This is a genomic window from Nocardia arthritidis, assembly GCF_011801145.1.
GTDB classification, from domain to species: Bacteria; Actinomycetota; Actinomycetes; order Mycobacteriales; family Mycobacteriaceae; genus Nocardia; species Nocardia arthritidis_A.
Window position 1 is genome coordinate 2,581,028 of record NZ_CP046172.1, and the last position, 25,896, is coordinate 2,606,923.

Here is a 25,896-nt window from a genome sequence, read left to right on the forward strand (position 1 = left end):
GCCCGGCGCGACGGGCCGGCCGAACTGGGTTTCGATGACTCTGTGAACGAACTGCTGCGCCGCCTTCCCGACATCCCGATCCTTCGCAACCGCTGTCGGGCGATGGCCATACTCGATGCTGTTCTCAGCCCGGAGTGGGAATACCGCTACTACTCGTTCGACAGTCGTTGGGGCGACGGTGCGGAGATGGCCTCGATGCGCAACGGCTCCGGTGACAACTGGTTCATCGTCTTCTCCGGCGCCGGCGTCTACGGCCGGGGCTTCGACCACGAGGCGCCGAATGCCCCACAGGTCCTCGATGCCGTGCCTCCGGTCTTCGGTCCCTATGTCACGGAGCCGGCGTTCGCCGCCCACGATGGTTCCCCTCTTGCCACCGTGTGCTTCTGGCGTGAACCCCGCGACACCGCCTGGGGCGTGTCGGCCGCCGACCGCGGTGGCCGGGGTTTGTTCGAGCTGCTGGTCGAAGGCACACCCGAGGCGTACCGGGACTGGGCCGAGAACTACTACGAGACCGAGGTCAGCCTTTCCGCCGTCCAGCACGTATACGCCCTGCAACCACTTACCCCCACCGTGCTGGCCGAACTCGATCCCGACATCGAATTCGCCGATCTAGAGCAAGACATCATCCAAATCGATTACCCGCATTGAGAATTCGCTCCAACACGCTCACAACCATCTCGGCCGGTGCCGGAGCGAAGATGTCCACCACCTCGAGCTCCGCACCTTTTCGGCACCGGACCGATCGCGAACTGTGACCTCGTGGCTGGAGGCCGGACAGACCGCGGCACGCCTGGAAACCGGTTACAGCAGATACACTGCGCGGCAACGGCTTCCACTGTGCAGACCGCCCGATCAGCGGCATGAGGAGCGGCGTAGTCGTGGTGGTTGGGTTTGCCGGGAGGGAGATCAGAGACCCGCCCGTCGGCGGGCGAATCCGATTCGCCCGCCGCCTCGCCCGTGCTCTACTACTTGTAGATGGTGAGGGTGCCTTTGGTTGTCGCGCTTGTCAGGCCCGGGCAGGATTTCGATTCCTTCTTCGTCAGAGTGTCCTTATCTATAGCGGTGTCGCCCGTGAAGTCGTTTCCGTCCTCGATGATGAGCGTGAACTCGCCGGTGCCGTTACCTTTGAACTTGCTCTGCTTCGACGCCTTCTGCTTGAACGTGGTGGTGGACCCGTCCGACCAAGACATCTCGCCACGGCCCTCGTGGCTCTCGACAGCGTCGCACGACGCGAGTTCGGTGCCCATCGCGACGGATCTCTCCGGGTACACCTGGGGTGTGGATCCGTCCGGCAGCTTGCAGTTGTCGTAGTGTTTGGTGTTCTCCCAGTCGACCTTGGCCTTGGTGTCGGTGATCCCGGCGCCGAGCCAGGTGACGTTGCCGGTCTCGTCGCACGTCATGACAACGGTGTCGGGCTTGGCCGCCGCGGGCGCCACCCACCCCGGCGCACCGAACGACACGGCCCCGGCCAGCACGCCCGCGACAATCACGCCGCTAGGTTTGCACCGGCCTGGGAACGATTCACCCGCACGGTTTCTGACCCGACCAACTCGCACTGATTCTTCCCCTGTCCTCAGATCGAATGTTCAGTTTCGGTTCTCTGCAGGGCCGAAGCGACGGATCGGGATGGTGACCTGCCTGGACCCCTCGATATTCGTTTCCACAAATGATTCCGGATGGGATGGTCGGTGCCGTAACCGTGCCGCTGACGATGGCCGCCTGAACCCACAGGCACTATCGGATGTTCGCGAAATCGACTGGCGACCAACGGCTACGGCTCGCCCGAACGCCCGGAACGCAGCATGGGAGGATGGTGTAGGGAGGACGGATGGAGCCGCAAGCACGTGTACGGTACGAAGTCGTTCGATGTTCGGTGTACGGCCACGCGCCGTATGGGCTCCTGATCGAATCCGAGGACGGCGAACGCGGATTTGTGGACAGCTCATACATCACGGACAATCCGGGCGAGCCGTGGCCTGCGGTCGGCCAACAATTGCGCTGCGTCGTTTTGTGCTATACGGGCGATGGCAGGCTCTGCGCTGCGGCAATTCCCCTCTACGTCGAGATGGTCGCCGCAGCAGACGACCCTGCTGCTGCGGCCGATCAGTGGGGTTCGCTCACAGGCAGAGGGCGACAGCACGACTGACGCGCCTCTCGGCCCGTGCGCGCATTCCGCGGGATCGCCTGTCAGCCAACGGGTGTGGCTCACTTGATCGCCGACCGCTGGTGGCGAGGTTGAGAGCACCCGCCATCGCGTAGGTCGATCGAGAAGATCAGAATGGCGGTAATGATCGAGCCGGAGAGGGATATCGAGACGATTTTCGATTCTCGGGGAACTGCGCTGGCACACTACGAGCCGGGGCGCCGTGGTGACCGGCAGTGGGCGGAGGACTTGCGCTGGGCCGATCCTGGTGATCAGAGCGCGGTGACACCGATCCTGCGGGCACTGCCAGGTTGGGGCGCGACCACGGATGCCGACCTGGGCGCCGCACTGTTGAATGCGGGCGCCCACCGTGTGCGGCTTTTCCACACCTACACACGAGATTTGACCGGGATGGCGCCGATCGAGCCCGAACTACCGTCGGGGCTGCGACCTGTCCCCGCATCCGAGGTTGCGCCCGCCGCTCTGCAGGACGCATTCTCGGCTGCTTATCCATCGGCTCATCCCGACCATGATGTCGACGGGTTGCAGACGCTCGCCGCACTGTACGACGGCTCGCTCATGGGTCCACTGCTGCCGTGTAGCACCGTGGCATGGGATGGGCGACGTGCGGTCGCCGCGGTCCTCGTCCAGGACACCGGCGGTGAGCCGCCGCTGGAAGGCGCCTGGATCTCCGACGTCTTCCGCCGCCCCGGCCCCGATCACGCCGGGCTCGGTGCGCTACTGCTGCGGGTCGTCCTGGCCCGCGCGGCGTCGTCGGGCATTGCGGCGCTGGGGCTGTCGGTGACCGACGGCAACCCGGCCCGCATCGTCTACGAGCGAATCGGTTTCCACCACACCGCAAGCTGGATCGATCTGATTTTCCCGGCATCGCAACCGACCACATAACCTTCGAAACCTTTTCCGGCGCAGACGATGCCGAGCGAACAGACATGCTCATCGGCATGGGACGAGTTAGAAAGTCATGTCTCCCAACCGGTTCGGACAGTTGGCCAACGCACGCCGTAAGCGCGGATGATTTCTAACCCAGATCGGCGGCCTCACCGGCAGAGTCGATCGCTGACCCACCCCGGCTAGGGGTAGTCGGGCCAGGTCCACTCGGTGTTCGTCTTGGCGTCGGCCGCGACGGCGGAAACACGCTCTCTGAGAAGGCCATCGAAAACGTCTGTCCACGAGCCGTTTCCGCCGATGATCACCGTATCGAGCGACTCGATCACCACATAGACCTCGGACTCGCTTCGCTGCTTGATCTCCACGTTGAAATCCCAACCACCTTGGAACTCCTCCGCCAACAGTTGCTCGACCGCGGTCTTCACAGACTGTGCTTCATGAAGATCGGCAAGACCTATCACCGTTGCGGGGTCTATCTCGCTAACGGTGTTTCCGGCGTTGTTTCTCAGTAGGTTTGGGCGTCGGGCCAGCGGTCGGCGAAGGTGATCGCGAAGGCGTTGACCGCGGGTTTCCATCGCATGGTCCATCGTGCCCGACCCTGCCCGGTGGGGTCGAGGGATCGGGTCACCAGATACAGGCATTTCAGCGCGGCTTGCTCGGTGGGGAAATGCCCGCGGGCCTTGATCGCGCGCCGGTAGCGGGCGTTGAGCGACTCGATCGCGTTCGTGGAGCAGATGACGCGTCTGATCTCCACGTCGTAGTCCAGGAACGGGATGAACTGTTCCCACGCGTTGTTCCAAAGCCGCACGACCGCACCGTATTTCGCGCCCCACTGCTCGGTCAGCTCGTCCAGCGCGGCGCGGGCGGCGTCGGCGTTGACCGCGGTGTAGATCGGCTTCACATCCCGTTTGAGCGCGTCCCAATGCTGACGAGACACCAGCCGGAAGGTGTTGCGGATCAGGTGGATGACGCAGGTTTGGACAGTGGCCAGCGGCCACACGTTCCCGACCACCTCCGGCAGGCCCTTCAATCCGTCGCAGACCACGAAGAACACGTCTTTCACGCCGCGGTTGCGGATGTCGGTGAGCACGCCCATCCAGAACTTCGCGCCTTCGCCGCCGGTGCCGGCCCACAACCCCAGGACGTCCTTTTCACCGGAGACGGTGACTCCGATCGCCGCGTAAATCGGCCGGTTCGCGACCTGCCCATCTCTGACCTTCACCACGATGGCGTCGATGAAGATCGCCACGTAGATCTCGTCGAGGGGCCGGCACGACCACTCCTGCATCTCCGCGACCACCTTGTCGGTAATACGGGAGATCGTCTCCTTCGATACCGACGCGCCGTAAATCTCGGCGAAGTGCGCCGAAATCTCGCCGGTGGTCAAGCCTTTCGCATACAACGACAACACGATCTCATCCACCCCGGTCAACCGGCGCTGTCGCTTGCGCACGATCTGGGGCTCGAAGCTGCCCTCACGGTCGCGGGGCACATCGATCTGCACGTGCCCACTCGACTCGGTCAGCACCGTCTTCGGACGAGTTCCGTTGCGCACGTTCGAGGTTTCCCGCTCTGCGGGCGCCTCGTGCTTGTCATAGCCGAGGTGATCGGTCATCTCCTCGTTCAACGCCGTCTCGAGGACGGTCTTGGTGAACTGCTTGAGCAGCCCGTCCGGCCCGGTCAGCGACAGGCCCCGCTCCTTGGCCATCCGAACCAACTCCTGGGCGGCCAACTCCTCAGCCGAAGCCTCGACCGGTTTCTTCTTCCTCGTCACCGGATCAAGTGTCGTCATGGTGGCACCTTCCCGCTGAACTTCGTTCAGCGAATAAGGCCGGAACCACCGTTAGATCAACAGTCCCCCGTTGCGTAGAGATCGCAGTTCACAGACACATGGTGGAACCTACCGTGAGACGTGGCGCGACGATCGGGTCTCCGAAATCCGGCACGAGCGCGTGTTCGGAGTCGTCGGGCAGGATGACGATATGAGCGATGCGCTGGACGATGAGATTCGGGATTGGCTACGGCGGCCGTGGTTTTGGGTGATGGGAACGTTGAACCCGGACGGCGGGCCGCAGTTGACGCCGATGTGGGCAGGGCTGGAGACGATCGATGGAACCGAGTGGATCGTCGTCGATACGTCGCGGGGACGGATGAAAGAGCAGAATCTGCGCCGGGATCCGCGATTGTCACTGTGCTCGTTCAGCCCGGACAATCCTTATGATCGCGTCGAGATCCGTGGGCGCGCAGCGGGATTCGTGGAGGGAGCTCCCGCGTCGCGGATCATGGACCGGCTGGCGCAGAAGTATCTCGGCACCGAGACGTTCCCGTGGCCGATCGACGGCGAGGTACGGGTGGCGGTGCTCATCAAGCCCGACTACGTGCATCGAACCATCGGCGTGGAGCCGTTCCGCCCCGGCGTACTGCCCACCTGACCCGGCGATGCGAATGGCCGTGTCGTGTGTCGCCGGTGCCAGTCCAGGACCGCGGTCAGGGTCTGTCTCGCCACCCGCGTCGGGCGGGGCGAATGTCGCAATCGGCATAGCAGATGTTCGGCGACGCAGTCGATCTCGTGGCGCAGGTCGCCCGCACCGCGGCACGAGTGAGTGTTCGGTGACTCGGAAGTGCGGCTGGGTCAGGTGATTTCGAGGGTGGCGGCGATCAGGCGCCACAGTCGCTCGGTGACCTGGTCGGGGGTTGGGGTCGGGGTGATGCGGAGTTGGTGGGCGATGCCGTGGCGGAATCCGCCGATGATGTAGGCGCCGGTACTGTCGGGGTCGAGGTCTGCCGATAGCTCGCCCAGGGCTTGGCCGTTGCGGATGTTGGCGGCGGCGTTGGCGATGATGGTCTGGATATAGGACGATTCGAGCTCGACGAGTTGCGGGTCCAGCGTGGGGCGGTTGAGCAGGATCGGGGCGAGCGGGTCGGCGCAGTGGTAGGCGACGGAGCGGCGGGTGCGTTCGCGTTCGCGAGTGGCCCAATCGGCGTCGGCGGGTAAGTGGGAATCGGCGATGGCGTGCAGAAATCCGTTGTAGAAATCGTCGTAGATCACCGCTAGCAGACCGCTTTTCGAGCCGAAGTGGTGGTAGAGCGCACCGGTGCTGAGTCCGGCGTGGCGGGTGAGCGCGGCGAGTTCCATCACGCCGTTGCCGCGGACCAGCTCGTCGCGGGCGGCGTCGAGAAGTTGTTGACGTCCGATCGGGGCGCGTGCCATGCTCGGGAGCATAACAGAACTCAGTTATGTTACTGATTCGAGGAGCCCCGCATGGGTGTCGAAGTGTCGTCGATACTGGATATGGGCGGCGATCTGGCCGGCTCGCATCGCCGCACCGCGAGCAGCGGTGCCGGCGTCGACTCGGCGGTCGCCGAGGCGGATCTGGCCGCGGTGCAGCGGGACGGGTATGTGATCCTGCCCGATCTGCTCACCCCCGAACAGCTCGACGCGATCCGCGAAGCCGTGGCGCCGCTGTTGGATCACAAGGGCCGCAACCGATTCGAAGGGCACGCGACCCAGCGGGTGTACAGCGTATTGAACAAGACTCGTGTCTGCGACCGGCTTGCCGACCATCCGCGGGTGCTGGCCTTGCTGGATCGGTTGTTCCTGCCGAACTATCTGTTGTCGATGCTGCAGATAATCAACATTCTGCCGGGTGAAAAGGCGCAGATGTTGCACACCGACGACGGCTTCTACCCGCTACCCAGACCGAGAAAAGCGTTGGGGGCCGCCACGATCTGGGCGATCGACGATTTCACCGCCGACAACGGTGCCACCGACATCGTCCCCAACAGCCATTGGCTGGGCAGCGAGATACCCGACGAGGCCGGACGTGAACCTGTGGTGATGGCAGCCGGCTCGTGCGTGTTCTTCCTCGGCACGCTGTGGCACGGCGGCGGCGCCAACCGCTCCGCCGCCCCCCGATTGGCCGTCACCGCTCAATATTGCGAGCCATGGCTGCGCCCGCAGGAAGCGTTCACCCTGTCGACCACCCGCGACACTGTGCGCGCCGTATCCGAGGACATTCGCCGCATGCTCGGTTACAGCATCCATCCGCCGTTCATCGGCCAGGTCGACGGCATGCACCCCAAACGTCTCCTCGAACCCGGCGCCCAACCCGTGTAACACTCAGGCCTACATGCAGTTCGACGGTAATTGCACGCTCATCGGCAGCAGGGGACGTTCAAAGACCATGTCGCCCAACCCATCTGAGCGGTTGGCCAACCCCGCCCGGCGGCATTACAGCGCAGTAGCAACTGGGTGCCCAGCCCATGGTGGCCTGGGTCGGGTGTCTCTCGATAGAGTGGCCCAGTATTCGCCACGGCGGCCCACCCGACATAGGACCCTGGTGTAGCCGGACGCGCTCAACGGAATGTGCATGCGTTGAAAGACTTTGCCGCTCAACCGATCTGAAGGATTGACCAAGGCCCACGCAGCGGCAAGGGCGGATACATGCTGCTGTCAACCGCGTTCACGACGGCGATCTTGTAGTCGGCAGTCGTACTCTCTGCACCTTGCCAGCCAATGGTCCAATCGTGCTGCGACTTCGCGCTCGGACAACACGTACGGTTCGGCGCCGCCATGGGATATGAGGTTCGAGGAGGCCGGGCTCGCGGTCATGTCCAACCCGTGTAGATACTCGAGACCCAGTGCGGCCATAGCGTCCGGTGGTATGCCGACATCAGCACCCGCTACCCACGGCTTCGCCCAGCCATGGGCTGCTTCCCGAGGCAGCTCACCCGCCAGCACTCGCCGCCAAACACTTTCGACCTCAGACCGCTTCGGCCATTCGTCTTCGATCACCACCGAGCTGATTATGGTTCCTCACGCCGCCGCGTGACAGGTACCCGGATAGCACGAACATCGGCATGAGCGCGCGGAGCCGCGCCCCTCCGGCCACCACGAAGGCCACGGTCTGCGGGTATCCCGCCCGGCACGCCCACGGGCTCGACTGAGAGCGTGTCTCATGTGGGGGTGCCGGGTGCGGGGCGGGTTTTGATGTGTGGTTGCTGTTGGTAGTTCCAGTTGCGGATGCGTTGGGCGAGTTGTTGTTGTTGGTCGACTTGTTGTCGGACGAATTCGGTCAGCAGTTGTAGCTGGCTGGATGTGTAGTTGCTCAGCTGGGTTTGTGTGTCGGTGATGGTCTGTTCCCATACTTGGTCGGCGAGTTGCCGCGCTTGGTCGGAGGCTGTGACGATCACCCTGCGGCGGTCTTGCTGATCGGACGTGCGATGAGCGAGGCCGGCCTTCTGCAATCGGTCGACCGCGAAGGTGAGTGCGCCTGGTTTCAGCCCGGCTGTTTCGGCGAGTTCGCTGGCTGTCATCGGGCCGCGGATGATCAGGCAGGACAGGCAGCGTGCGTCGGTGCGGTTGAGACCGAGGCTGTCGCTGATGGCCTGGTCGGCGATGCCGGAGGCGTTCTTGAGGTCCGTCACGGCGCGCATCAGATCTTCGATCAGCTGCTGTTTCGGAGGATTCACCACTGTGCCCGTCCCTGCTGTTCACCGCCTGCCGTTGACCATTATGTGGCTACCGGAACTCGGCCGCGTGTTCGGTCGCCCATTCGGCGAAGGTACGCGGTGGCCGGCCGGTTATCTCTTCCACTGTGTGGGTGATGCCGACTGGGTGGGCAACGGCCGCGGCGAGCTGGCCGAGTACCGCATCCACGATCATCGGCGGCGCGTAACGGGTCATGTCCTCGCGGGCCTGGGCTGCCGGTATCTCCTCGAAGTGAAGTGTGCGCCCGAGCGCGGCACCGATGAGGTCGAGTTGGTCGACATGGGTCAGCGTGTGCGGCCCGCTCAGATAGTGTGCCGCCCGGTCGTGCCCGTCGTCGACCAGCGCCCGGACCGCCACAGCCGCGATATCGCGCTCGTGGATCGGTGAGGTACGGGCTTGGCCGTATGGGGCACGCACCACGTCGCCGGTCCGAACCTGCGGTGCCCAGTGCAGGCTGTTGCCGGCGAACTCGTTGGGGCGCAGGAACGTCCATTCCAGCCGCGACGAGCGGATCGCGTTCTCGAAGCGCGCGTGATGCTCGGCCACCGCGTCGCGCCGGCACTTCACGTCGTCGCGCACGTCGCCGGTGGACAGCAGCACGATGCGCTGCACACCAGCGCGTTCGGCGAGGTCGACAAACCGCTCGGGCGCATCCCCCATCGCCATCAGATAGACGGTGCGCACACCTCGCAGCGCGGCCGTCAGCCCATCAGGTTCCGCGAGGTCGCCGCGCAGCACCTCAGCGGCGCCAGGGATATCGGCGATGTTCGGGTTGCGGGTGAGCGCGCGGACGGGGTGGCCTTCGGCGACGAGTCCGGCAACGACATGCCGTCCGACGCTGCCAGTGGCTCCGGTGACGAGGAACATCAATACTCCAATCAATAGATAATCCAACTATTGTAATATGATGACCGCCTGAACCCGCAGGCATTTCCGCGCATTGCTCATGTCGAAATGATCTCGGCGCGTTGGTCTTTCGGTGTGCCGCATGACGGGCTCGGGAAGCCGCCCGCGAAACGGCGGAAGAGGATGTTCGTCTGTTGCGCGTCGTCATGGTCCTGGCTGGGAACCGATGGCATGCGTCGGGCCCTTCGGCACAGTCCGCCTGCGCGAGTTGGGCACACCCGGCAGAGTGGGGAATATGGACGTGCTGCGTGACTATGCTCTGCTCGCGCTGCGAGCCGATCGGCTGGTGACCGAACATCCCACGGGGAGCTGGATTCTGGATTACCGGGGGCTTGATCAATGGCGGGCTCAGGTGGCGGCCGAGCCCGTGGCGAATCCGGTCGATCTGGTACGGGCCGCGCAGGATCTGGAAGCGGCTGTCGCCGAGGACGATCCCGCCCTGGCGGAGCAGGTGCGGGCGCTGCACACCATTTCCAGACGGCTGGCCGGGGAGCAGCTGCCGCTGCCCGAGCAGGTTCGGGGCATGCTGGGGATCGATGTCGAATGGATTTCCGACGAGGTGTTCGGTGAGGCCCACCGGCTGCTGGACGAGGGCCTGCCCGAGACGAAAGGCTCACTCGCCCAACGGTTACACGCCTGGCGCACCGCGCACAGCCTGCCGACGGGCCGGGCCCGGCGGCTGTCGGAATTGATCCAGCGGGCGGTGGCCGAGGCGCTGCGACGGGCCGAGGCGCTGCTGCCGTTGCCCGAGAACATCGATGTGACAGTGAAATTCGCGCCCGGGCCATTCCGTGGACTGCATCGGGGCGGAACCGAGGGGACGGTGTTCGTCGATACGAACCTGCCGTTCAACCTCGCCGATCTGTTCTACGTCGTTGCCCACGAGTCGATTCCGGGACACATCTGCGAATTCATGATGAAGCAGATACATCAGGGGCACCGGCCCGACATCCAGGTGCGCTTCATGCCGTCACCGGCGTACGTGGTGTCCGAAGGGATCGGACTGCATGCCCCGCAGCTGCTGTTTCCCGGCGACGAGGCACAGCACTGGCTGCTCGACAATGTCGAAGAACTCCAACCCGATTCGAGCAATTACGCCAAGATCCAGCACGCCCGCAATATCCTCTGGGGTGCATACTGCAACGCGTCGCTCCTGCTCGCCGACGCGACACCCTGGCCGAAGGTCCACGAGTATCTGGCCGATACCACGCTGGCCGCCGACGACGAATTGGCCTTCATGAGAGGCTTTCTCGGCACACCGTTCACCGAGTCCTACATCTTCACCTACTACCACGGCTGGCGTCTGCTGCGACCACACCTGACCGATCCGGCTTTCCTGCGGCGAGCGCTCACCGAACAGCTCGCGGTTTCCGCACTGCCGGACGCCCGGAACGCGGCATAGAGGGGATGGTGCGCTAGCAGGGTATGTGAAATACTCACGGACCCAACCGGTTCCGGTATGGACCGAGTATCACCGGTTGACCAGGGATCGTTCTCTCTGCTAACTTCCCGGTCGGAACTCCATCCAGACCGAGGAGCACTGAAGCCTATGTCGGCGCGCTCATGCGGGCCGCTGTGTTGCACCGACCAGGACAACTGAGCCTGGGGATCGGCGCTGTTCGGCTCGCCTCCTTGCCAATTCTGGATTTCTTCGCCTCCGATCAACGCTGCAGTACGGCGTCGGCTGGACGCGGCTCACAAGGAGTTTCCCCATGTATAGCAAGACCGTCCTGATTTCCGGCGCGGGCGTCGCGGGACAAGCCCTGGCCTACTGGCTGCACCGGTATGGCTACACCCCGACCGTGATCGAACGCGCGCCACGGCACTACGGCACCGGGTTCGACGTTGACGTGCGCGGACCCGCGCTGGACGTACTCGACCGGATGGCGTTACTCGAGCAGGTTCGCGCACACCAGACACCGCGCCGCGACACGGTACTGCTCGACGGAGACGGCAACCAGGTGGACGTCCTGCCCCCGGAGATTTTCGCCGGTGACGTCGAGATCCACAACCGCGACCTCCTGCGCATCCTGTACTCGGCCACCCGCAACGAGGTTCGCTACCTGTTCGGCAACTCGATCACCGGTCTTCTCCGGCGTGATGATGGGGTCCGGGTGAGTTTCGAACGGGGGGAACCAGAGGACTTCGATCTCGTGGTCGGCGCGGACGGAATCCATTCCACCGTCCGCGAGATGGTTTTCGGTGCGGAATCGAACTTCATCCACCACTTGGGAATCGCCTTCGGGGCCTTCACAACTCGCGATTACCTGACGCTCGGCAATCGCGGCATGCTGTATCGGGCTCCGGGTATCTCCGTCGGCGTGAACGGCCGCAGCGACCTGGGCGAACTCCACGTGGTCGTTTCGTTCGCCGCGGATGCCCTGGACCCCGGTCGGTACGACATCGAGCAGCGCAAGAAGATCGTCGCGGACCAGTGCGCTGGTCTGGGCTGGGAAACACCCCGCCTCATCGCTGCGATGCGAGACGCGCCGGACTTCTTCTTCGGCACGATCAGCCAGATCCGGATGGATCGCTGGGCGCAAGGCCGGGTCGTGCTGGTCGGCGACGCCGCCTATTGCGCTGCGCCGACCTCCGGGCGGGGCACGTCACAGGCGCTGATCGGCGCGTACATCTTGGCCGGTGAACTCGCCACGGCCCGAGATCACACCGAAGCCTTCGCCGAATACGAACGCCAACTGCGCGGCTACGTGGCCGGAAATCAGCGAATCGGGCGACGGACCGCCCGCTGGTTCCTGGAACCGGATGCCGACGCAGAGCACGACGCGGCGGACACCCCGGTCGCAGTCAACGATTACCTGTCCTGAAGGGAAGGGGGCCCTCGCACGCGAGGGCCCCTTTGGTTCCACCTCGGACTGACCGAGCTGCGCTCGCTCATCGGCTAGTTAGAGACTGGTATCAGGATCGAATTGCGGCCTGGATTTGGTCCAGGTGCCCGGTGGGATGCTCTCTCATGCGGCTGCCCACCGTGTGTTTGGTGTGGCTCTCTAATTGGCTTGCCTCCCATCGGGTGCCGTGCCGGGAGTGGCTCGAAAGGTGGTTTGCCCGCGGCTCGAACTAGCGGTGCCATTATGGAGCGTTAGCATGTGAACCCATCCGCCCGCGGAGTCCTGCCGAGAATCTGACGCGGGACAGAGGCGGCCACTAACCGGAAAGGGCGCCGACCAAGTGGGTGAATCGGGTGGTGTTGATATTGCCGCCGGAGATTACGATGCCGACGCGGGCGTCGGGGAGTGAGATCTGGTCTGCCAGTAGGGCGGCGACTCCGGCGGCGCCGGTTGGTTCGGCGACGATTTTCATGGTGTCGAAGAGGAAGGACATGGCTGTTGTCAGTTGGTCGTCGGTGACCAGTGCGATTTGATCCACCAGTCTGCGGTTGACGGCGAAGGTGAGTTCGCCCGGAGTTTCGTTGGCCTGCGCGTCGGCGATGGTGTGGGGCACCGGAATTCGGATCCGGTGGCCGGCTTCCAGCGAACGCTTGGTGTCGTCGCCGTCGACGGGTTCGACGCCGATGATGCGGGCGCCTGGGGACAGCGCGGTGACGGCGGTGGCGCATCCGGCCATCAGCCCGCCACCGCCGATGGGCGTGAGGAAGGCGTCCAGCGGTCCGGTCTCTTCGATGAGTTCGAGCGCCGCGGTGCCCTGTCCGGCCATCACCTGCGGGTGGTCGAATGGCGGAATCGGGGTTCGGCCGTGCTCGGCGGCCAGGGCTTCGCCGATCGCGGTCCGGTCCTCGGTGTAGCGGTCGTATGTGACGATCTCGGCCCCATATTCCTTGGTGGCGGCCAACTTCGAGGCCGGGGCGTCGGCGGGCATCACGATGACCGCCGAGGTGCCGAGCAGCCGCGCGGACAGCGCGACCGCCTGCGCGTGGTTACCGGAGGACCAGGCCACCACACCGCGCGCGAGTTGTTCGGCGGTCAGCTGGGAGATCGCGTTGTAGGCACCGCGGAATTTGAAAGCGCCGACGCGCTGGAAATTCTCGCACTTCAGAAACACTTCGGCCCCGACGCGCTTGTTCAGCACGCGGGAGGTGAGCACGGGTGTCCGGTGCACGACCCCCGCCAACCGACCCGCCGCCGCACGCACGTCATCAATGGTGAAATCGTCCGCCACGCAAGGCATTCTGTCATCCGACACGGCCCACCTGGTCGTAAAACGCTTCGCGTGGCTAACATTCCCTGATGGTGTCGGCTGATAGGTTGGTCGCGTTCGCGGCGATGTCGCTTGTGTTGCTGGCGATTCCGGGCCCGAGCGTATTGTTCCTGATCGGGCGCGCGCTCGCGCATGGGCGACGCACGGCGTTGGCGACGATTGTCGGCAGCGCGATCGGCGCCTACATATTGGTGATCGCCGTCGCTTTCGGCGTCGGCGCGATCGTGGAACGGTCGGTCATCGCGTTCACGGTGCTGAAGTGGGCCGGTGCCGGGTATCTGATCTATTTGGGGGTCAAGGCACTTCGGCAGGGTCGGTCGTTGCGGACCGCCATAGCCGGTGAGTCCGTCGCACATCCGGGGTTGCGGTCGATGTGGGAAGGGCTTGCCGTCGAGGTGGGCAATCCGAAAACCATCATGTTCTTCGTTGCGGTGCTGCCGCAGTTCGTCGATCGCGGCGCGGGGCATGCCACTGTGCAAATGCTGGTGCTCGGGTTGGTTTTCACGCTCCTCGGTCTCTTGTCCGACAGCGTGTGGGGACTGGCGGCGTCGATGGCGCGGGACTGGTTCGGTCGCTCGCCGCGCCGACTGTCGATGGTCGGCGGCGCCGGTGGACTGACGATGATCGGCCTGGGTGTCGCCGTCGCCGTGACCGGTCGCAACGATTGAATGAGCCTGGCGCAAATAGGCTGTGCCACAACGGCGGTCAGCCTATTTCGAACGGATTCACAGCCGACGCAACTGCGCGGCCCGGATGGTGAGGTAATCCCGCTCGGCAAGGCTGGTGGTGCGTTCGGCGGCAGCGGTGTACGCGGCGATGGCCGCGCGGTAGTCGCCCGCCATTTCGTGCAGGTGACCGCGCACCGCGGCCAGACGATGATTGCCCGCGAGGTCGTCGACGAGGGTGTCGGTGAGTTCGAGGCCCGCGGCGGGCCCGTGCACCATGGCGACGGCGACGGCGCGGTTCAACGTCACCATCGGATTCGGTGCCAGGCGCTCGATCATGTTGTACAGCACGAGGATTCGATCCCAGTCGGTGTCCTCGGCGCGGGCGGCCTCCGCGTGCAGCGCGGCGATGGCGGCCTGAAGTTGATAGGGGCCGGTCAACCCCCGTGCCAGCGTGCCGGTGACGAGCCGGACGCCCTCGGTGATCAGCCCGCGGTCCCATAGGGCGCGGTTCTGTTCGGCGAGCGGGATGAGCTCTCCGTGCGGGCCGCTGCGGGCGGCGCGGCGGGCGTCGGTGAGCAGCATCAGCGCGAGCAGGCCGGTGATCTCCGTATCGTCGGGCAGCAGCCGGTGCATGGCCCTGGTGAGCCGAATCGCCTCGCCGGACAGGTCGGTTCGGTGCAGGCCGGGTCCGGAGGTGGTGGTGTGGCCCTCGGTGAAGATGAGGTACAGCACGTGCAGCACCGCGCCGAGTCGTTCCCGCCATTCGGCGTCGCCGGGCCGCGCGAATGGCCGCTCCAGCGTCGACAGTTTCTGTTTGGCGCGCGAAATGCGTTGCGCCATGGTGGCTTCCGGTATCAGGAAGGCGCGGGCGATCTCGCCGGTCGTGAGCCCGCCGACGGCGCGCAGGGTGAGCGCGATGGCGCCGGCCGGGGACAGCGCCGGATGACAGCACAGGAAGAACATGTCCAGGGTGTCGTCGCGGTCGACGGCCGCGGCATCGGGCACGTCACGCTCGAAAGCCGTTGTCTCCCTGCGTCGCCGGGCGATTTCGGCGCGCACCGCATCGGTCATCCGCCGCTGGGCGACCTGGATGAGCCAGCCGCGCGGATTGTCCGGCAGCCCGTCCGCAGGCCACTGGGTGGCGGCCGCGAGCAGTGCCTCCTGTACCGCGTCCTCGGCGGCGCCGAAATCGCCGAACCGGCGCACCAGCGTGCCGAGGACCTGCGGCGCGAGTTCGCGCAGCAGGTCCTCGGTCGACGAATCAATCACGGGCGCAATAGGTTTCGAGCGTCAGTCCGATGTGGCCGGTACATCGAGCACCGCACGCACCTCGATGTATTCGCCGATCGGCTTGCCGCCGGGCCCGGGCGCGGCGGACGCCTGCCCCGCGATCTCGTAGGCGCGCTGCGGCGAATCGACATCGACGATCCAGTATCCGGCCAGGAATTCCTTGGTCTCCGGAAACGGTCCGTCGGTGACCACCGGCGCGGACCGGCCGTCGGAGCTGACGATCCGCGCCTCGGCCGGGCCCGCAAGGCCCTGCGCGTCGACGAGTTCGCCGGACCGCTGCAGTTCCGCGCCGAGTGCCCGCTGAAAGTCGATGTGCGCCTGGATATCCTCGGGCGCCCACTCGGATATCGGCGTATCGCAGAAGGCGGCGGCCGTGTAGGTCTTCAGCAGCATGTACTTCATGGCTCGAACTCCTTTGTGTGGGATGTGTTCACCAGGAGGTCGGTGCCCGCCCGCCGCATTCTACGTATTTCGATGTGACTCCGGTCACAGTGAAGTCGAGGTATCGGCGATCCGGTCAGGGGCCACCGGGTCGCCCGACAGGATGAGCTCCTTGATCCGGTCCCCGGCATCCCAAATGTTGACGTTCATCCCGGCCAGCACCCGATTCGCGCCGTCGAGCCAGAACGCGAGGAACTCCCGGGCCGCCTTGTCGCCGCGCACCACCACCCGCTCGTAATCGCCCGGCCCGGCGTAACCGGTGTACTCCATGCCGAGGTCGTACTGATCGGTGAAGAAATAGGGCAACCGGTCGTAGCTGCCCGGTTTGCCGAGCATGGTCGCCGCCGCGACGGCGGGCTGGTTGAGCGCATTCGCCCAGTGCTCCACCCGGATTCGCCGCCCGAGCACCGGATGCTGCTGCTCGGCGATATCGCCGACCGCGACGATATCCGGATCGCTCGTGGTGAGGCTCGCGTCGACGAGCACGCCGCCGTCCACTTCGAGCCCGGCCGCCCGTGCCAGGTCGATATTGGGTGCGGCGCCGATCGCGACCAGCACCGCATCCGCCTCGACGACACTCCCGTCGGCCAGCCGCACACCGGTGGCGACATCGGTGGCGATACCGTGCGTGGTGACGATCTCGGCGACCTGCACGCCGAGCCGCAGATCGACACCATGCGCCCGATGCAGGTCCGCGAATACCGCGCCCATCTCCGGGCCGAGCGCGCCGAGCAGCGGCTGTTCGGCGGATTCCAGTATCGTCACCTCGACCTCGGCGGCCCTGGCCGCCGCCGCGACCTCCATACCGATCCACCCGGCCCCGATAATCGCCAAACGCCTTGCGCTGCGGAACAATTCGATCAGCGTGTCGGAATCTTCGATGGTGCGCAGGGTGTAGACGTTCGGCGCGTCCGCGCCGGGGATGCGCAGCGTGCGCGGTGCCGAACCGGTGGCCAGCGCGAGTTTGTCGTACGGCAGGGTCGACCCGTCGGGCAGCGTCACCGTCCTGGCGGTCCGATCGATCGCGGTGACGCTGGTGCCGAGGCGCAGATCGATGTGGTGATCGCGGTACCACTGCGGCGATTCGACGGTGAATTCGATGAGCGATTTCTTGCCGAGCAGATGCTCCTTGGACAGCGGGGGCCGCTCGTACGGGAGTTGGTCCTCGGCGGCGAGCAGCGTCACCGATCCGGCGAAATCGTTGGCGCGCAAGGCTTCCGCCAGTTTGGCCGCGGCCAGTCCGCCGCCGACGATGACGAAATGCTGTCCCGAGGTCATATCCGGCTCCCTGCTCGGTTCCAGTTACTCCTGTCCGGTCAACCCTACTGGCGCGGGGCGGTCGGGGCCGTCGGATCCGGACAGAAGTCGCGTCCGAAATGGGGAACGAATCGGCCTACGGCATGGTTGGTTCGGTATATGCGGTGGCGGGTTCACCGCTGCGCGCAACACGACCGAGAGGAAGCCCGTGAGTAACAAAGACCTCGCCGAATTCTGGTTCGATCCGCTGTGCCCGTGGTGTTGGATCACCTCGCGCTGGATTCTCGAGGTCGAGAAGGTGCGCGATATCGAGGCCAAATTCCACGTGATGAGCCTGTCGGTGCTGAACGAGAATCGCGAGGGCCTGCCCGAGCAGTACCAGGAGTTGCTGGCCACCGGTTGGGCGCCGGTCCGGGTCTGCATCGCCGCCGCGCAGGAGCACGGCGACAAGGTGCTGCTGCCGCTGTACACCGCGATGGGCACCCGCATTCACAACCGCCGCGAGGAGTACCGGCGCGATTCCCGCAAGGAAACGCTGGCCGCCGTGATCGCCGACTCGCTCGCCGAGGTCGGCCTGCCCGCCGAACTGGCGAAGGCCGCCGACAGCACCGACTACGACGAGGCGCTGCGCGCCAGCCACCACGCGGGTATGGACAAGGTGGGCCCCGATGTCGGCACCCCCACCATCCACATCAACGGCGTCGCGTTCTTCGGCCCGGTGATCTCCCGGATCCCGCGCGGTGAGGAGGCGGGCAAGCTGTGGGACGCGTCGGTGACGCTGGCCAACTACCCGCACTTCTTCGAGCTGAAGCGGACCCGCACCGAGGATCCGGAATTCGACTGAATTCGCCCACTACGGAACGGGTTTCGGCGGCAGCGCCGGAACCTCTCCGTACGGTTGATAATTCGGCGGGAACGGCGCGGGCGACGGCCGCAGGAACAGCTTGCCGTGCCTGCTGCGGTCGCGCAGCGCCGCCATCCGCCAGGTGAGCACCGGATGGCTGGCCATGGCATTGACCATCCAGACGAAGAAGCCCTTCTCCTGTGCGGCCCGGTCGGCCATCTCGTCGAAGCCGACCAGGGTGTTCATATATTTGCCCGCGGCCAGCGTGCCCATCGCGGTGGGTGCGCCCTGGTGGCGGTTGCAGTAGCCGTGATTGTCGGCGGTGTACTCCTGCGCGCGGCTGAGGCTGCTGCCGAGGATCGGCAGGAACGGTGCGAGGAACATGCCGAGCTGGCGCCAATAGGAGACGTGCCCCGCCGCGATATGCCCGACCTCATGCCCGATGATGAACGCCAGCGCGTCGGGTTCCCGTGCGGCGCCGCCGATTTCGAACAGGTCGCTGTAGACGACGACATAGCGGCGGAAGCCGTGCCCGGAGGCGAACGCGTTGATCTGCCCGTTCCCGAGCACCACGTAGGCGTCCGGGACCTTGGCCATGCCGAAGCGCGCCGCGGCCTCCTGCACCATGCGGTAGCCCTCCGGGAATTGTGTCGGCGACATCTTCACGCCGTTCACCCGCTGCGCCGAATAGTTGATGCCGCGGCCGAACCACACCAGCGCCGGCGCGAACACCAGCAGCAACACCAGTTGATCGACGCTGCCGAAGATCAGCATCAGCAGGGCGATCAGGTACGCGAACACCGTCATCACGATGACCACCACCAACAGCGGGATCTCCCAGCTGTGCCGTGCCGGCCTGCCCCACGGCGACAGGCCGCGCGGTTGCTGCTGCGGCGGCACACCCGGCGGCACCGGTCCGTACGGCGACTGGGCGTAGGGGTTCGGATACGACAGTCCAGGCACGTTGTAGCTCATGTCCTGTGATTGCGCCCATCCGGGCCCGGACGGGTGTGGTTCGTGCGGCTGCATGCGATGCACTCTATTCAGTTGCTGGGAGCCGATTTCGCGGCGCTACGCGCCCAACCTCGGATTCGCGCGGTCGCCCGCCGGTGTTAATGGCGGCGTGTCCCGGCGGCCGGGCGGTTCGCGCGGCCTGACACAATGCAGCCCATGCGCGTATACCTTGGTGCCGACCATGCCGGTTTCGAACTGAAGAATCACGTCAAGGCTCATCTGGAGCAGGCGGGGCACGAGGTCGTCGACTGCGGTGCGCTCGAGTACGACGCCCAGGACGACTACCCGGCCTTCTGCATCGAGGCGGCCCGCCGCACCGTCGCGGACCCGGGCAGCCTCGGCCTGGTGTTCGGCGGCAGCGGCAACGGCGAGCAGATCGCCGCCAACAAGGTGCCCGGCGCCCGCTGCGCGCTGGCCTGGAGCGTCGAGACCGCGAAGCTGGCCCGCGAGCACAACAACGCCCAGCTGATCGGCATCGGCGGCCGCATGCACTCCACCGAGGAGGCGCTGGCCATCGTCGACGCGTTCGTCACCACGCCGTGGTCCGGTGAGGCGCGGCACCAGCGCCGCATCGACATCCTGGCCGAGTACGAGAAGACCGGTGTCGCACCCGAGGTTCCGGCGTACTGAAATCCATTGCTCGCGTAGGTAATAGCCCGAGAGGATAGCGACCTTCCATGCCTGAAGGGCATACCCTGCATCGTCTCGCCCGGCTGCATCAGCGTGAGCTGGCGGGTGGCGTCGTCCGGGTTTCCAGCCCGCAGGGGAAGTTCGCGGTCGGGGCGGCGCGGGTGGACGGGCACGTACTGACGCGGGCCGAGGCGTGGGGCAAACACCTACTGCACCACTATGATTCGGGACTCGTCGTCCATGTGCACCTCGGGTTGTACGGGAAGTTCTACGATTCCGGGCTGCCGATGGGGGAGCCGGTCGGCCAGGTGCGGATGCGGATATTCGGTGTGCCCGACGGTAAACCGGGATTCGGCACCGACCTGCGCGGCCCGACGGCATGCGAAATCCTGCTGCCGCCCGAGGTTTCCGCGCTCACCGAGCGGCTCGGCCCGGACCCGCTGCGCCGCGGCGCCGACCCGGACCGGGCCTGGCGGCGAATTCATCGCTCGCGCAAGCCGATCGGGGCCCTGCTGATGGATCAGCGGGTGGTGGCCGGAGTGGGCAATGTATATCGGGCGGAACTGCTTTTCCGGCACCATATTTCGCCGCACCGGCCGGGCACCGCGTTGAGTCCGGGTGAGTGGCAGGCGATGTGGGCGGATCTCGTCGAGCTGATGAAGGTCGGGGTGCGGGTCGGCAAGATGGTGGTGGTGCGACCCGAGGACGATCACGGCGCACCCTCGTACGCGCTGGATCGCCCGCGCACCTACGTCTATCGGCGGGCGGGCGAACCGTGCCGTCTCTGCGGAACACCGGTCGCGCATGCGGTGATGGAGGCGCGAAACCTGTTCTGGTGCCCCGGCTGTCAGCCGGACTGACCGGCGCGCACCCGCATGGTCGCGATCTCCAGCAAGCCGTCGAGTTCCACCCGACCCGTCGTTTGGCCCGGATCGACCGCGAGGCCGTCGCGGCGGGCGATATCGAGGATGCGCTCGGCCAGCGGCAGCACCATATGCCGCCCCCAGCAGCGCTCGGACGCGTGGCCGAAGGGCAGGTAGCCGGGATGGGTTTCCGGGTCGAGCGTGTCCCAGCGTTCCGGGCGGAATTCCTCCGGCACCTCCCACAGCCGTGGATCGCGCTGGCTGAGCAGGGTGAGCAGCAGGATGTCGTCGTCGGCGCCGATCCGGCCGTCGAGGGCGGCGTATTCACTTCCCCTGTTGCGCAACAGATTCCAAGACGGCGGTAGCAGCCGTAGCGTTTCCAGGAGAATATTGCGGTTGCTTACCGCCGGATCCAGCGGCGACGCCAGCCACAGTGCACCGGTGACCAGCGACGCCACCGTGAAACACACCGGCGCCGCGACCCGGCGGTACAGGTACATCGAATACTGGCGGTCGCGGAAATTATCGGCGTCGAAGACCTGCGCCGCCAAATTCGACAGCGGCCGGTCCGCGCCGAGCCTGCCGATCAACGCCGCCCCTGAGGTGGCGGCCGACCAGGTCAGCTTCGGCGTCAGCTCCAGCCTGCGGTCGACCAATAGGCGGAAGCGGAAATCCTCGCGCCCGAAAACCAGGTCGCGCACGTAATCGTGGGCGCGTTGCGGCCATTTGCCGGTGAGGTCGGCGGCGGGCTCCAGCGGGGTTTTCAGCGCGGCGCGGACGTCGGCGGTCACGGCCCGCATGAATGTCACCGCATCCGCCCGGTCCACCAGCCGCCCGCGGATGGGTTTGAACGTAGGGCGTTCCGCGGCCTGGGCGGGCCGGGCGCTGAGCACGGCATCCATCAGATCCGGATCGGCGATGCCGATCGTATCCGGCTCCAGCCGAAAAAGATCTTGTCCGCGATATTTCTCGAGCAATTCCGCCAGTCGGGGCGCGAAGGCGACGGTCCGTGAATTCCTGGTCGTATGCGATGAAGACATGGCGATTCCTCGCGAGGGTGAAAGGGAAAATGCCCGCGCCCGGAACGGCACGCCGAACCGGGCGCGGGCGCTATCGGGTCAGTGGATTACGTCCAGCCGTACCACGCGAAAGTCTTCAGACTCTTACCCTGCTTCAGCCACCTGGCAATGCGAACAAACGCCATGACTCCATCTCCTGTTTTGAGTGTGCCCTGTTATCGGAGCGCCCGGATCTCGGGTGCAGATCAATGGTATGGAATGCACGCCGACCCGGCGGTCTTATCGGTGAATCTGACTTTTTGGTTATCCATTTTATACGGAAAAATTACGATCCGAGTTTAATGTTTCAGTGGCGGACTGTGTATGCGATCGAATCGCGATCGCAGGTATTGGCGAGGACCTATTGTGGATATCGAAACCACGAATCCGATCGAAACGCTGGACGACGACTTCTATGCCGATCCGCAGGCGCATTACCGGCAATGGCGCGAGCGCGGGCCGGTCGTGCGATTCCATGCCCCCGAGGGGGTGGTGAGCTGGATGATCCTGGGCCACGACGAGGCGCGCGCCGCACTGCGTGACCCGCGGCTGCGCAAGAATGTCGACGGCACGGCGGCGATTTTCCGCCGCCAATGCCCGGCGGCGCCCGAGAGCTCGTCGCTGCTGAATCTCGACAACCATATGGGCAACTGCGACCCGCCCGAGCACACCCGGCTGCGCAAACTCGTCAACAAGGCATTCACGCCGCGGGCGGTCGCGGCGATGCGACCGCATATCGAGGCGACGACGAACGCGCTGCTCGACGAGATCGCCGGCTGCGACGAGGTGGATCTGCTCGCCGCGTTCGCGGTGCCGCTCCCGGTCCGGATGATCTGCGGAATACTCGGGGTGCCCCGGACCGACCTCGGCGAATTCCAGCGCTGGGCCAGAGAAATGTTCGCCATCAGCGGTGAGCGGCGCAGGGCCGCGATCGAGGAGAAGCGCGGATATATCCGGGACCTGGTGCGGGCGAAGCGGGCCCGGCCCGGTCCGGATCTGCTTTCCGCATTAGTGCACGCGCGGGAGGACAATGACCGGCTGACCGAAAAAGAGCTGGTGTCCATGGCGTTTCTGCTGCTGTTCGCCGGGCACGGGACCACCGCCGATTTCCTGACCACCGGATCGCTCACGCTGCTGCGCGACGAGACCCTGCTGCGGACCGTGCGCGACGATCCATCGAAGCTGCCGGGCGTCATCGAGGAACTTCTCCGATTCGACGGCCCGATCCACCTCTCCGCCATCCGCTTCACCGCCGAACCCGTCCGGTTCGGCGATATCGAAATTCCGGCGGGCGAATTCGTCCACATCGCGCTTTCCGCCGCCAATCACGATCCGGCGTATTTTCCCGACCCGGATCGGCTCGACATCACCCGGGATGCCGGGCGGCACCTGGGATTCGGGCACGGCGCCCATTTCTGTGCCGGTGCCAATCTGGCGCGGATGGAGGCCACCGTGGCGTTCTCCACCCTGCTGTGGCGCTTCCCGGATCTGCGGCTGGCGCGGCCCGCCGCGGAGCTCACCTGGCATCACGAATTCGGGTTCCCCACCCTCACCGAACTTCCGGTGCGGCTGGGGTAGCGGGCGTTCTGTCGCGCGCTCGCCGGATGGGCGCGCGACAGGCCCGCGTCAACCGGCGACGGCCGACTGGATCTCCGGCTCGTCGGAATCCGCCAGCGCGAACCGCCGCCCGCCCGCCGTCTTCGCCGAATACATCGCCCGATCCGCCCTGCGCAGCAGATCCGTGAAATCGCATGGGCTACCGGGCGGGCAGTATGCCGTGCCGACACTCGCCGACACCGGCACCGGACCCGCCGTCGACCACACCGGATCGCGCAGCGCCGAAACGATGCGGTGCGCCAGGTCGCCGAGGGTGTTGCGCCGCGGATTCACCGCGAGCACGAACTCGTCGCCGCCGTACCGGCAGATCACCGTATCGGGCGGGCACACCTCACGCAGCCGGTTCGCGAGCTCGACGAGCACCTCGTCGCCGATGGCGTGCCCGTAACCGTCGTTGATCTGCTTGAACCGGTCCAGATCAATGAGCAGCAGTCCGACGCCGCGGGTCGGATCGGTCGCCATCAGGCGCACGCGGTCCTGCAACAGCGTGCGGTTGGCCAGATCGGTGAGCGCGTCATGGGTGGCCTCGTGCCGCAGCCGATGCTGCAACGCCGCGATCTCCTGCACCCGCACCGACACCGCGGCCGAGATGTGCTGCTCCTGCTGTGCCAGCGCACGCTCCTGCAAAGCCTGCGCATAACTGTCGATGGCCTGGCTCGCGACGAACGGCCAGCGCGTCGCCACCAGCGAACCCGGCGCCCCGGACGGGAAGCCGAGCAGCCACCTGGTGGCCTGGGCGAGCATCCTGATCCGCTCGAACGGCGGCTCGGCCAGCCGCGCCCCGAGCGCGCGCGCCTCCGGCACCGGGAAAGGTTCGGATCTGGCCAGTACGAGCAGCCGGTCGACGATTTCGATCAGTACCGGTTCCAGCTGCTGGGGTGACGCGCCGGAACCCGGTTCCGCGCACACCGCGCGCGCCCAGGCACGGCACATCGCCGCTACCGGTGGCTCGATGTCGGTCGGCATCGAGATCACCCTGCGTGGGTGACGTTGGTACCCAGGTGCCCTGTGCGAACACAGGTGCCGGCGTCACCCCGATCGTTCCCACTGCTACGCGGTTGTGTCCACCTCGCTCGGCGCACGCTCACCGCCCCCTTTCCAGATACCCCCGTCCGGCAAAAAGGATCCTAGCAAGCCACTCGGCATCGAAAAACGCCGTTTCACAACGTGTTCTCGGTGCCTAGCGAATGGCGATCGGGTATGAGATCGCTGACGATCGCGAGGCGTTACACATCAATTCCGTTCGCTGAAAAATCGCCGCCGCGCACGCTGAACCGAAGCGGTCCGCACCGGCGTGCCCAGCGTCACCGACAGTCGACGCCCAGGTGGCCGCCGAGGCAGCCGGACATCGCGATAGCGAACCGGATAGCCGGTGGTAAGCGAGTTGGCGAGCCCACCGGGCAAATTTGCGTAGACCCGCCGCGTGGCGACCCGAACCGGCCGGTACGGCCCGCCCGCGACACGCGGATAGCGGATTCTTGTCATAGTCGGCCGTGTCGTCCGATTCGGGCGATTCCCGGGAGCGTCCGGCGCACAACCACTCCCGCCCAGCGGATTCCGGCCATATCCGGGCGGACAACCTTGCCGCACACGGCATTTGCGGCCCCAACCAGCCGCCACACCACCATTGGGCGGGGCGATTGGCGTTCCGGGAGCCCCGTTGGGTACAGTCACACACGCACACGGCATCATGGCGATCCCAAAGATGTCGTATGCCCAGCGGGCGTAGTTCAATGGTAGAACCTCAGCCTTCCAAGCTGATGGTGCGGGTTCGATTCCCGTCGCCCGCTCCACTGGAAATTCTTCCTCGTCGACGGAACACACGTCGCGAGGGCAACGGGGTGTAGCGCAGCTTGGTAGCGCATCCGCTTTGGGAGCGGAGGGTCGCAGGTTCAAATCCTGTCACCCCGACGGTTCCTCTCGTAGGTGAGCTGTGCTCACGGAGGGCGTTCGCCTGGCTCGAGGAACCGAGTGTTTTGTGGGGGTGCAACCCCCACACCCCGCCCGGCGGGGCTTTGCCCCCGGACCCCCCAAATTCTGTGGTTGCGTTTGGTGGGGTGGTTTGGGTTGTTGTTGGGTTCGGTTTCTTGCGGTCTGTTGGTTGCGTTTCGTTGGGGTGGTCGCCGCTCTTTCGGAAGTTGGTCATCCACGCACGTCTCATTGCGTGTGGGTGCAGATCAGGTATCTCCATGTCGGCGAGGGTGTGTCTGTTGATGCGGGCCTTCGTTGCTGGTTGCGTTTCGCTGGTCGCTGGTCGCTGGTCGCTGGTCGCTGGTCGCTGGTCGCTGGTCGCTGGTCGCTGGTCGCTGGTCGCGGGGGCTTCGGGCGGCTTTATTCCCTGGTCTGCTGGTTTGTGTAACTAGTTCGGGATGATGTGGGTGGAGTTGGTGCGCTTGATCGCGTCCGCGCGCGGTGATCGGGTTCGTGCGCAGTGATCGAGCGCCGTGTCGGGCGCGCCGCGGTCGACCACCTCGACCGTCGCACCCTCGACGGCTAGCCGTTTGGCGGTGGCCGCGCCGATACCCTGTGACGTGCCGGTGACCACCACGACCTTGCCGCTGGGTTTGTGCGTTGGCTATTAGGTGTTGGGGG

The 25,896-nt window shown here is 65.7% G+C and carries 26 protein-coding genes and 2 tRNA genes; 14 read left to right on the forward strand and 14 right to left on the reverse strand.

Annotated features, from left to right (window positions below):
* The first annotated feature begins 42 nt into the window (after window positions 1-42).
* The gene (locus tag F5544_RS11400) at window positions 43-648 is read left to right on the forward strand and encodes a hypothetical protein (protein WP_203217539.1); all 606 of its coding nucleotides are present in this window, start codon (window positions 43-45) and stop codon (window positions 646-648) included.
* A 317-nt stretch (window positions 649-965) separates the two neighbouring features.
* Here F5544_RS11400 and F5544_RS11405 read toward each other — a convergent pair whose 3' ends face one another.
* Window positions 966-1,490, reverse strand: a complete 525-nt coding sequence (locus tag F5544_RS11405) for a hypothetical protein (protein ID WP_167473160.1) — start codon at window positions 1,488-1,490, stop codon at window positions 966-968.
* Between the two features lie 338 nt (window positions 1,491-1,828).
* On the opposite strand from F5544_RS11405, the gene F5544_RS11410 reads away from it, so the two are divergent.
* Both F5544_RS11410 and F5544_RS11415 read left to right on the forward strand, forming a co-directional pair.
* Window positions 1,829-2,146: a hypothetical protein gene (locus F5544_RS11410; protein WP_167473161.1), complete on the forward strand. Its 318-nt coding sequence runs from the start codon at window positions 1,829-1,831 to the stop codon at window positions 2,144-2,146.
* 141 nt (window positions 2,147-2,287) lie between these two features.
* Complete coding sequence (locus tag F5544_RS11415; RefSeq protein ID WP_167473162.1) at window positions 2,288-3,049, forward strand: GNAT family N-acetyltransferase; 762 nt, start codon at window positions 2,288-2,290, stop codon at window positions 3,047-3,049.
* Between the two features lie 185 nt (window positions 3,050-3,234).
* On the opposite strand, the gene F5544_RS11420 is transcribed toward F5544_RS11415, so the two are convergent.
* Window positions 3,235-3,477, reverse strand: a complete 243-nt coding sequence (locus tag F5544_RS11420) for a hypothetical protein (RefSeq protein ID WP_167473163.1) — start codon at window positions 3,475-3,477, stop codon at window positions 3,235-3,237.
* A gap of 80 nt (window positions 3,478-3,557) precedes the next feature.
* The gene (locus F5544_RS11425) at window positions 3,558-4,844 is read right to left on the reverse strand and encodes an IS256 family transposase (protein WP_428847132.1); all 1,287 of its coding nucleotides are present in this window, start codon (window positions 4,842-4,844) and stop codon (window positions 3,558-3,560) included.
* 190 nt (window positions 4,845-5,034) lie between these two features.
* On the opposite strand from F5544_RS11425, the gene F5544_RS11430 reads away from it, so the two are divergent.
* Window positions 5,035-5,484 carry a PPOX class F420-dependent oxidoreductase gene (locus F5544_RS11430; RefSeq protein ID WP_167473164.1) on the forward strand — a complete coding sequence of 150 codons (450 nt, stop codon included), beginning with the start codon at window positions 5,035-5,037 and terminating at the stop codon, window positions 5,482-5,484.
* Between the two features lie 200 nt (window positions 5,485-5,684).
* Here the strand turns inward: F5544_RS11430 and F5544_RS11435 are convergent, their stop codons facing one another.
* Window positions 5,685-6,263 carry a TetR/AcrR family transcriptional regulator gene (locus tag F5544_RS11435; protein ID WP_167473165.1) on the reverse strand — a complete coding sequence of 193 codons (579 nt, stop codon included), beginning with the start codon at window positions 6,261-6,263 and terminating at the stop codon, window positions 5,685-5,687.
* Window positions 6,264-6,314: 51 nt separating this feature from the next.
* Here F5544_RS11435 and F5544_RS11440 point away from each other — a divergent pair, with 51 nt between their 5' ends.
* The gene (locus tag F5544_RS11440; RefSeq protein WP_167473166.1) at window positions 6,315-7,169 is read left to right on the forward strand and encodes a phytanoyl-CoA dioxygenase family protein; all 855 of its coding nucleotides are present in this window, start codon (window positions 6,315-6,317) and stop codon (window positions 7,167-7,169) included.
* An 839-nt stretch (window positions 7,170-8,008) separates the two neighbouring features.
* On the opposite strand, the gene F5544_RS11445 is transcribed toward F5544_RS11440, so the two are convergent.
* Complete coding sequence (locus F5544_RS11445) at window positions 8,009-8,527, reverse strand: MarR family winged helix-turn-helix transcriptional regulator (protein WP_167473167.1); 519 nt, start codon at window positions 8,525-8,527, stop codon at window positions 8,009-8,011.
* Window positions 8,528-8,573: 46 nt separating this feature from the next.
* Window positions 8,574-9,410, reverse strand: coding sequence for an SDR family oxidoreductase (locus F5544_RS11450; protein WP_174867313.1), 837 nt, complete (start codon window positions 9,408-9,410; stop codon window positions 8,574-8,576).
* Between the two features lie 274 nt (window positions 9,411-9,684).
* On the opposite strand from F5544_RS11450, the gene F5544_RS11455 reads away from it, so the two are divergent.
* Together F5544_RS11455 and F5544_RS11460 are read left to right on the forward strand one after the other, a co-directional pair.
* Window positions 9,685-10,851, forward strand: a complete 1,167-nt coding sequence (locus F5544_RS11455) for a hypothetical protein (protein ID WP_167473168.1) — start codon at window positions 9,685-9,687, stop codon at window positions 10,849-10,851.
* A gap of 310 nt (window positions 10,852-11,161) precedes the next feature.
* Entirely contained in the window at window positions 11,162-12,274 is a 1,113-nt protein-coding gene (locus F5544_RS11460) for an FAD-dependent monooxygenase (protein WP_167473169.1), read from the forward strand.
* Window positions 12,275-12,611: 337 nt separating this feature from the next.
* Here the strand turns inward: F5544_RS11460 and F5544_RS11465 are convergent, their stop codons facing one another.
* Window positions 12,612-13,583 (reverse strand): threo-3-hydroxy-L-aspartate ammonia-lyase, encoded by a 972-nt coding sequence (locus F5544_RS11465; protein ID WP_238847193.1) that lies wholly within the window; start codon window positions 13,581-13,583, stop codon window positions 12,612-12,614.
* A gap of 68 nt (window positions 13,584-13,651) precedes the next feature.
* Between F5544_RS11465 and F5544_RS11470 the strand changes: the two genes are divergently transcribed.
* A complete protein-coding gene (locus tag F5544_RS11470; protein ID WP_167473171.1) occupies window positions 13,652-14,290 on the forward strand; it encodes a LysE family translocator in 639 nt (212 codons plus the stop codon).
* Window positions 14,291-14,347: 57 nt separating this feature from the next.
* On the opposite strand, the gene F5544_RS11475 is transcribed toward F5544_RS11470, so the two are convergent.
* From F5544_RS11475 to F5544_RS11485, 3 genes are all read right to left on the reverse strand, one after another.
* A complete protein-coding gene (locus F5544_RS11475; RefSeq protein ID WP_203217540.1) occupies window positions 14,348-15,559 on the reverse strand; it encodes an RNA polymerase sigma factor in 1,212 nt (403 codons plus the stop codon).
* A 21-nt stretch (window positions 15,560-15,580) separates the two neighbouring features.
* The gene (locus F5544_RS11480; protein WP_167473172.1) at window positions 15,581-15,982 is read right to left on the reverse strand and encodes a YciI family protein; all 402 of its coding nucleotides are present in this window, start codon (window positions 15,980-15,982) and stop codon (window positions 15,581-15,583) included.
* Window positions 15,983-16,066: 84 nt separating this feature from the next.
* Window positions 16,067-17,299, reverse strand: coding sequence for an NAD(P)/FAD-dependent oxidoreductase (locus tag F5544_RS11485; protein ID WP_167473173.1), 1,233 nt, complete (start codon window positions 17,297-17,299; stop codon window positions 16,067-16,069).
* A gap of 187 nt (window positions 17,300-17,486) precedes the next feature.
* Here F5544_RS11485 and F5544_RS11490 point away from each other — a divergent pair, with 187 nt between their 5' ends.
* Complete coding sequence (locus F5544_RS11490; RefSeq protein ID WP_167473174.1) at window positions 17,487-18,122, forward strand: DsbA family protein; 636 nt, start codon at window positions 17,487-17,489, stop codon at window positions 18,120-18,122.
* Window positions 18,123-18,131: 9 nt separating this feature from the next.
* Here F5544_RS11490 and F5544_RS11495 read toward each other — a convergent pair whose 3' ends face one another.
* Window positions 18,132-19,097, reverse strand: a complete 966-nt coding sequence (locus tag F5544_RS11495; RefSeq protein WP_167473175.1) for a M48 family metallopeptidase — start codon at window positions 19,095-19,097, stop codon at window positions 18,132-18,134.
* Window positions 19,098-19,292: 195 nt separating this feature from the next.
* Here F5544_RS11495 and F5544_RS11500 point away from each other — a divergent pair, with 195 nt between their 5' ends.
* Together F5544_RS11500 and F5544_RS11505 are read left to right on the forward strand one after the other, a co-directional pair.
* A complete protein-coding gene (locus F5544_RS11500) occupies window positions 19,293-19,766 on the forward strand; it encodes a ribose-5-phosphate isomerase (protein WP_167473176.1) in 474 nt (157 codons plus the stop codon).
* Between the two features lie 47 nt (window positions 19,767-19,813).
* Window positions 19,814-20,626 carry an Fpg/Nei family DNA glycosylase gene (locus F5544_RS11505; RefSeq protein WP_167473177.1) on the forward strand — a complete coding sequence of 271 codons (813 nt, stop codon included), beginning with the start codon at window positions 19,814-19,816 and terminating at the stop codon, window positions 20,624-20,626.
* Here F5544_RS11505 and F5544_RS11510 read toward each other — a convergent pair.
* Window positions 20,614-21,669 carry a cytochrome P450 gene (locus F5544_RS11510; RefSeq protein WP_167473178.1) on the reverse strand — a complete coding sequence of 352 codons (1,056 nt, stop codon included), beginning with the start codon at window positions 21,667-21,669 and terminating at the stop codon, window positions 20,614-20,616. The genes F5544_RS11505 and F5544_RS11510 overlap by 13 nt on opposite strands.
* Window positions 21,670-22,053: 384 nt before the next feature.
* Here F5544_RS11510 and F5544_RS11515 point away from each other — a divergent pair, with 384 nt between their 5' ends.
* The gene (locus tag F5544_RS11515; protein WP_238847194.1) at window positions 22,054-23,265 is read left to right on the forward strand and encodes a cytochrome P450 family protein; all 1,212 of its coding nucleotides are present in this window, start codon (window positions 22,054-22,056) and stop codon (window positions 23,263-23,265) included.
* Window positions 23,266-23,313: 48 nt separating this feature from the next.
* Here the strand turns inward: F5544_RS11515 and F5544_RS11520 are convergent, their stop codons facing one another.
* A complete protein-coding gene (locus F5544_RS11520) occupies window positions 23,314-24,270 on the reverse strand; it encodes a GGDEF domain-containing protein (protein WP_167473179.1) in 957 nt (318 codons plus the stop codon).
* 753 nt (window positions 24,271-25,023) lie between these two features.
* Between F5544_RS11520 and F5544_RS11525 the strand changes: the two genes are divergently transcribed.
* Window positions 25,024-25,097: transfer RNA gene (locus F5544_RS11525), tRNA-Gly, on the forward strand.
* A gap of 44 nt (window positions 25,098-25,141) precedes the next feature.
* Window positions 25,142-25,215: transfer RNA gene (locus F5544_RS11530), tRNA-Pro, on the forward strand.
* Between the two features lie 448 nt (window positions 25,216-25,663).
* Here the strand turns inward: F5544_RS11530 and F5544_RS11535 are convergent.
* Window positions 25,664-25,852 carry an SDR family NAD(P)-dependent oxidoreductase gene (locus F5544_RS11535; protein ID WP_167473180.1) on the reverse strand — a complete coding sequence of 63 codons (189 nt, stop codon included), beginning with the start codon at window positions 25,850-25,852 and terminating at the stop codon, window positions 25,664-25,666.
* Window positions 25,853-25,896 lie beyond the last annotated feature (44 nt).

Coding starts and splice junctions, on each gene's coding strand:
- F5544_RS11410 (WP_167473161.1), top strand. CDS start 1,829: ATGGAGCCGCAAGCACGTGTACGGTACGAAGTCGTTCGATGTTCGGTG.
- F5544_RS11415 (WP_167473162.1), top strand. CDS start 2,288: ATGATCGAGCCGGAGAGGGATATCGAGACGATTTTCGATTCTCGGGGA.
- F5544_RS11425 (WP_428847132.1), bottom strand. CDS start 4,844: ATGACGACACTTGATCCGGTGACGAGGAAGAAGAAACCGGTCGAGGCT.
- F5544_RS11430 (WP_167473164.1), top strand. CDS start 5,035: ATGAGCGATGCGCTGGACGATGAGATTCGGGATTGGCTACGGCGGCCG.
- F5544_RS11435 (WP_167473165.1), bottom strand. CDS start 6,263: ATGGCACGCGCCCCGATCGGACGTCAACAACTTCTCGACGCCGCCCGC.
- F5544_RS11440 (WP_167473166.1), top strand. CDS start 6,315: ATGGGTGTCGAAGTGTCGTCGATACTGGATATGGGCGGCGATCTGGCC.
- F5544_RS11450 (WP_174867313.1), bottom strand. CDS start 9,410: ATGTTCCTCGTCACCGGAGCCACTGGCAGCGTCGGACGGCATGTCGTT.
- F5544_RS11455 (WP_167473168.1), top strand. CDS start 9,685: ATGGACGTGCTGCGTGACTATGCTCTGCTCGCGCTGCGAGCCGATCGG.
- F5544_RS11460 (WP_167473169.1), top strand. CDS start 11,162: ATGTATAGCAAGACCGTCCTGATTTCCGGCGCGGGCGTCGCGGGACAA.
- F5544_RS11470 (WP_167473171.1), top strand. CDS start 13,652: ATGGTGTCGGCTGATAGGTTGGTCGCGTTCGCGGCGATGTCGCTTGTG.
- F5544_RS11480 (WP_167473172.1), bottom strand. CDS start 15,982: ATGAAGTACATGCTGCTGAAGACCTACACGGCCGCCGCCTTCTGCGAT.
- F5544_RS11485 (WP_167473173.1), bottom strand. CDS start 17,299: ATGACCTCGGGACAGCATTTCGTCATCGTCGGCGGCGGACTGGCCGCG.
- F5544_RS11495 (WP_167473175.1), bottom strand. CDS start 19,097: ATGAGCTACAACGTGCCTGGACTGTCGTATCCGAACCCCTACGCCCAG.
- F5544_RS11500 (WP_167473176.1), top strand. CDS start 19,293: ATGCGCGTATACCTTGGTGCCGACCATGCCGGTTTCGAACTGAAGAAT.
- F5544_RS11505 (WP_167473177.1), top strand. CDS start 19,814: ATGCCTGAAGGGCATACCCTGCATCGTCTCGCCCGGCTGCATCAGCGT.
- F5544_RS11510 (WP_167473178.1), bottom strand. CDS start 21,669: ATGTCTTCATCGCATACGACCAGGAATTCACGGACCGTCGCCTTCGCG.
- F5544_RS11520 (WP_167473179.1), bottom strand. CDS start 24,270: ATGCCGACCGACATCGAGCCACCGGTAGCGGCGATGTGCCGTGCCTGG.